General features: G+C 35.9%; 4 protein-coding genes. 3 read left to right on the top strand and 1 reads right to left on the bottom strand.

Translation table 11 applies throughout. From position 1 onward, the window contains the following. Positions 1-23 precede the first annotated feature (23 nt). The 3 genes from pstC to ABH959_RS21005 all read left to right on the top strand — a co-directional run bounded on the left by pstC (position 24) and on the right by ABH959_RS21005 (position 2503). The gene (pstC, locus tag ABH959_RS20995) at positions 24-914 is read left to right on the top strand and encodes a phosphate ABC transporter permease subunit PstC (RefSeq protein WP_002090872.1); all 891 of its coding nucleotides are present in this window, start codon (positions 24-26) and stop codon (positions 912-914) included. 2 nt (positions 915-916) lie between these two features. After that, positions 917-1837, top strand: coding sequence for a phosphate ABC transporter permease PstA (pstA, locus tag ABH959_RS21000; RefSeq protein WP_113937942.1), 921 nt, complete (start codon positions 917-919; stop codon positions 1835-1837). 138 nt (positions 1838-1975) lie between these two features. Continuing rightward, positions 1976-2503 (top strand): P-loop nucleotide/nucleoside kinase family protein, encoded by a 528-nt coding sequence (locus ABH959_RS21005; RefSeq protein WP_404493117.1) that lies wholly within the window; start codon positions 1976-1978, stop codon positions 2501-2503. Between the two features lie 49 nt (positions 2504-2552). Here ABH959_RS21005 and ABH959_RS21010 read toward each other — a convergent pair whose 3' ends face one another. Continuing rightward, the gene (locus tag ABH959_RS21010) at positions 2553-5597 is read right to left on the bottom strand and encodes an efflux RND transporter permease subunit (protein ID WP_113937944.1); all 3045 of its coding nucleotides are present in this window, start codon (positions 5595-5597) and stop codon (positions 2553-2555) included. Positions 5598-6291: the final 694 nt, after the last annotated feature.

Genomic DNA, 6291 nt, shown 5'->3' on the forward strand with positions numbered 1-6291 from the left:
TATGAAGTGGGGTCTGTCCTGTGATGAAGGGGAAAAAACAAATTAATTACGTAAAGAGTGAATATATAGGTAGATCACTTGTTACGTTTTGCGGTATCTTTATTGTTTTTATTACATTAGCTATTATTGCGTTTATTTGCGGCAAAGGAATTCAATCTTTCACGCAAAGTGGTATCTCGTTTTCTGAGGTGTTAACTTCGACAAAATGGAATCCAAATGCTGATCAAGGTACGTATGGTGCTGTCATCTTTATTGTCGGTTCGACGCTTGTGTCGTTAGGTGCTGTTGTCATTAGTGCACCAATTGCTATAGCTCTTGCTATATTCATGAATTTAATTTCGCCGAAGTTTGGGAATAAAGTATTAAAGCCTGTTTTAGAATTATTAGTTGGTATTCCATCAGTTGTATACGGATTATTAGGGGTTACGATCTTGGTTCCTCTATTACGGGATTCGTTCGGTGGAGTGGGATTTAGTTTAATTGCGGGTATTATTGTCCTGAGTATTATGATTTTACCTACTATTGCTAGTATTGCCTCTGATGCAATACGCTCTGTTCCGTTTGATTACTTGGAAGCTTCTTACGGTCTAGGATCGACGAAATGGCAAGCGATTAGCCGAGTTATTGTTCCTGCTGCAAAACAAGGAATTTTAACAGGTATAGTTTTAGGGTTAGCGCGTGCTTTTGGTGAAGCGTTAGCGGTTCAAATGGTAATCGGGAACACGATTAAATTACCGGAAGGAATATATAGTCCAACAGCAACGTTAACAGGTATTCTGACAATGGATATGACGAATACATTGAACGGAACAGCTTGGAACAATGCGCTATGGACATTAGCAATGATTTTACTTGTTATTTCATTCCTGTTTATTTTAGTAATTCGAGCGATTGGTCAAAGAGGTGAGCGATAATAATGAATGCAAGAACGGTAAATAAAGTTTGGACAGGTATCTTTTATGGGGTTGCAGCTTTAGTTGTAGCTTTGCTGGCTTTTTTAATGTACGAAATTCTGCAAAAGGGATGGGGATTTTGGGATCCTAGTTTCTTATTCGGAGAACCAAGCAATACAAGAGCTGGTGGGGGAATTGGTCCACAGTTATTCAATTCTTTCTACATGCTTGTTATAACACTTATTATATCTATTCCTCTTGGACTAGGGGCTGGAATATATTTAGCGGAGTATGCAAAACAAGGTCGTTTTTTAAGTTTTGTTCGTTTATGTATTGAAACAATGGCGTCTTTACCTTCTATTGTTGTTGGATTATTTGGCTTATTAGTATTTGTTACCATGACAGGCTGGGGATATACAGTAATGGGTGGAGCTCTTGCTTTAACTATTTTGAATTTGCCTGGTTTAACACGTGTTTGTGAAAATGCGATTTCTGAAGTTCCTCATAATGTAAAAGAGGCGAGTCTTGGACTAGGTGCAACGAAATGGCAAACAATTGCCCGCATCATTATCCCGTCTTCGTTACCACAAATCATTACAGGTATTATTTTAGCGGCAGGCCGTATATTCGGTGAAGCTGCGGCGTTAATTTATACAGCGGGTTTAACATCACCTATTTTAAATTCAGCAGCGGACTTCTCGAGCCCCTCGCATCCTTTAAATCCATTTAGACCAGCTGAAACGTTAGCTGTTCACATTTGGAAATTAAACTCTGAAGGGATTATCCCGGATGCGAAGTTAATTGCAACAAAATCTGCAGCTGTATTAATTATTATGGTTTTATTATTCAATATCATTTCACGCTTTGTAGCATCTGTATTACACAAACGTTTTACAGGAGCGAAAAGAAAAAGTAAAACGACGAAGAAGGTAAAAGCGGCATAAATTGAAGGTAAGAGCTCTCTGTTTATAAACAGGGAGTTTTTTTACGGACATTTTGTTGTTGGCAGGAAAAGAAGAAGAGTGACCGAATAGGTAACTTAATATATAGAAATTCGGCTGAAAATAGGGAGGGGTTTGGAAGTGTTTTTTCTGCAAATGTCGGGGTTTCCTGGATCTGGGAAATCGACACTTTCTAAGTATATCGCTAAATTAACAGGTGCTGTTATTGTAGATCATGACGTCGTGAAATCAGCTTTATTAAAATCATTAAAGGAAAAAGGTGTTGAACCAAAAGTGGTTGGGGGAATCTCCTATGATATTGAGTGGAAACTGATAGTTTTTTTGTTGGAACAAGAGCGCAGTGTGATATTAGATAGTCCATGTCTCTATGAAGGGATGGTTAAAAAAGGAATAGATTTATGTCAGAAACATGGTGCTACATATAAATATATTGAATGTTATCTTAATAATATAGAAGAAATTAATCGTAGGTTACAAACGCGTGAACGTAAGATAAGTCAAATTACAAAAGTAGAATCAGAGGTAGCATTTAAAAAATGTCTGGCTGGCAGTAAAAGGCCTTTACATGGTGAATATCTTATTGTGGATTCTGGAGAGCCGCTAGAGAAGTATGGTAAAAAAGTGATGGATTATATTATGGATAGATAGAGGGATAAAAAAGGCGTTATCTTCATAATTGAAGATAACGCCTTTTAGTTTAAATATCAGGTGTTTCTGTAGAAGTGCTTATTTTTCTGCGGGAGCGTCTTTTTCTCCCGATTTTATCTAATAGTTCATACATAACGGGAACGACTACTAATGTAAGAACGGTTGAGACTGCCAAACCACCGATTACAACGACGGCCAGACTTTTCGATACCATACTTCCTGCTTGAGATTGCCCGAAGAGGAGCGGTAGCATAGCGACGATTGTTGTTATAGCTGTCATAATAATTGGGCGTAATCTAGTAGATCCTGCTTCTAGTAAGGCTTCTCTTGTTTCCATACCGTTTTCCCGATTTTGTTGCACTCTTTCTATTAATACAATAGCATTTGTAACGACAATCCCGATTAGCATTAATGCGCCGATTAATGAATTTACGTCAACAGGTGTTTTTGAAATGATTAATCCTAAAATACCGCCGACAGCAGCTAATGGTAAAGAGAATAAAATCGCGAAAGGAGCACGTGCTTGCCCGAAGGTGATAACCATAATTAAATATACAATCCCAATTGCAATTCCCATAATTTTGAATAAATCTGTGAAGTTCTCTTGCATAGACTCGGTAGCGCCTGCGATATTTACTTTTGCTCCGTTAGGTAAATCTAAGTCGGTTATAGCCTTATTTACTTCTGCGCTTACTTTACTTAAATCTTCACTTGAAGCTTCTGCAGTAATTTGTATCGTTTCTTTCCCATCTTTATGGAAGATTTCTGTTTGAAGTTGCTTTTCTGAAATAGTTGCAATGTCTTTTAAAGGAATAGGTCCGTGAATAGGTGATAGTATGTTTGTGTTTAAAATATCTTCTTGTTTGTTAATGGATGCCTTTTTATGTTCTATCATAATAGTTGTTTTTTCATTATTGATTGAAATTTCCCCAATAGGAGATTTCTTCATAAGGAATGATACTTGTTGTGCTACTAATTCCGGTGTTAAACCGAGTTGTTCCGCTTTTGTTTGATCGATATGAATTTGCCATTCTTTTTTAGAGTCTTCCATATTTGTTTTTACTTTAGAGAGATCGTCCATACCTTTTAGTTTTGTTTCGACGATGTTAGCGGCCTTTTTTAAATTTGCTTCGTTAGTAGCGGTTACGTTAAATTGTAAGTTGTTTCCGCCTCCAGAGTCAGAGTAACTCGTTTTTATATAATCAAGTTCAGCTGGTTCAAAAGTATTATGATCCTTTTTTAATTCTTTAATATATTGGTCGATATTAGATCCTTTTTTAAAGACTACAAATATAGTTGCAAGATTGTTTTGAGTTGTCTGTCCCCATTGTGCATCTTCTGCGCTAGATCCCATTCGCAAAATAACATCTGTTACATCAGAATTAGAGAGGAGTTTCTTTTCGAAATCAAAGGCTTTTTGTTTTTTAGCTTCAGAATCATAATCACCTGGAAATGTCATGTTAACGGAAAGCATTGTATCGTCCTCAGACTTTATGTTCGCTTTCGGAAGTAGTATGTAGGCTGCAATTGATCCTGCAAATAATAAAAAAGAAGTGAGTAGAATGATAAACTTATGAGAAAGAGCCCACTTTAATGTAGCGACATATCGCGGTGAAGAATGTGAATTGCGACGTTTTGTTTTTTTGAGCAGTAAAAAAGCCATAAGTGGAACGACTGTTAATGCCACAATTAAGGAAGAAAGTATAGAATACACAACTGCTAACACCATAGGTAACATTAGTTTTCCGATTACTCCCGATACGAGACCGATAGGTAAAAAAACGGCGACTGTCGTTAAAGTAGAAGAGGTAATTGCGACGGCGACCTCTTTTGTTGCATCGAGAATAATATCTTTAGAGAAAGATTCTTTTTGTAAACGACGGAAAATATTCTCGATGACAACGATACTATCATCGACGAGACGTCCGACTGCAACGGCTAAGCCACCAAGAGTTAGAATGTTAAGTGTGATGTTAGATTGATGGAGTAAAAATAGTGTTAATAAAATAGATAATGGAATACTAACGACAGCGATGAGTGTTGTTCGGAAGCTGCGTAAAAAGATTAAGATAATGAGAGTTGCAGCAATTGCCCCAAGGATTACTTCTTTTCCCATACTAGTAACAGCATTTTCAACTTGCTCATGAGTTGAAGCTAAAAGTTTAATAGAGAATTGATCTTTATATTGCTTGCTTATATCTTTAATCTTTTTATCAATCTCTTTTCCGATTGCAACCGCATTTTTACTCGGCTCTTTCATGATGATTAATCCTGTTCCTTCTTCCCCGTTTATGTGCGAGATTGTATCGTAATGTTGTTTTAATTCAATTTGAGCAACATCTTGTAATTTTACTTGAGGTGTAACGGTGATGTTTTTTATGTCATTTACATTTTTTATATCCCCGATGACACGAAGATTGTATTCTGCCTTATTAACGGTAATTGCTCCGGCTGGAGTGGAAGTTTCTTTTCCTTGTAAAACTGTTAATACTTGCTGTGATGTTACGTTTTTATCTTTTAGTTGGTTAGGATCAAGTACGATGGATAATTCGGAAGTTGATTTTCCGAAAAACATAACATTGGCAACACCATCAATGCTTTCGAGTTGTGGTACGATTTCTTTCTCAATTTGTTTTTCGTCAGCTTTTGAAAATCCGTTTTGCTTCTGGATGGTAATTTGAGCGAGTGGAATCATAGAAGTGTTTAATTGGCTAACAACAGGTTTAGTTACATCTTTAGGTAATTTAATCGTATTAATTGTTTTTTCGACTTCGCGTGCCGCGTCTTTCATATTTGCCTTGGATGTATATGCAATGTCGATGCGTGATAATCCCTCATGTGTGGAAGAAGTGATGCCATCGATATGTTCTAAATTACGAAATTGTTTTTCAAGGGGATCAGTTACGTCCTTGGTCATCGTTTCAGCATCGAGCCCTTGAGATAATGTCGTAACAGTTATTGCAGGGTTATCGATGCTTGGTAAAAATTCCATAGGCAATTTAGAGCCGGAATAAACACCGAGTATGGAAATGAGAAAAACCATGATAATAATAGCGGCTCGGTTTTTTAATGAAAATTTTGTTAACCTATCCATAAAATAATTCCTCCATTAGTTTATTTATAGTTTTGTGGGCACTTTCTTACTATATAACAAAAATTGGATATCTTTCATTAATTAAATGTAAAAAAATTCTAACAATAACCTTAAGTTAATATTTCGAGGGGAAGTTTGTTATTTGTGGAAGCGAAATTCCTGATTGGAGAGAAAAATCAGGAATTAAAGTTTTGCTCTAGTATAGTGGCCTCGTTTTTTGTTACTCTACATTTAAATAATTATTTGTCCTTCTTAAGTAGAACTATGGTAATTATAAAATTTAAAAAAGAGAAGACTAAAGGTTAGGAAGTTATTGTGAAATACTGCCTGGTTGATGATAGTGTATAGTAACTTGTATACAATCAAAATGAATGTTTTTAGTAGAAAGGATAAGGGTTCTTTCTATAGAAGAAAGTAGGATAGATAACTTTTTGTATTTTTTTATAAAAAATACTTGTTATTTAAAAACCATGATGGTATATTAATAAACGTCGCTGATGCGGAAACGCAGAAAACGACAAAAAAGAAAATTAAAAACATAGTTGACATCGAAAAATGAAGATGTTAATATGATGAAGTCGCTTTTGAAGCGGCAGACAAGTTCTTTGAAAACTGAACGAAACAAACAACGTGAACGTCAATTTTTATTTTTAGATGCTAGACAAACTAACTTTATTGGAGAGTTTGATCCTGG

The organism is Bacillus sp. RC51 (genome assembly GCF_044908115.1).
Classification (GTDB): Bacteria; Bacillota; Bacilli; order Bacillales; family Bacillaceae_G; genus Bacillus_A; species Bacillus_A mycoides.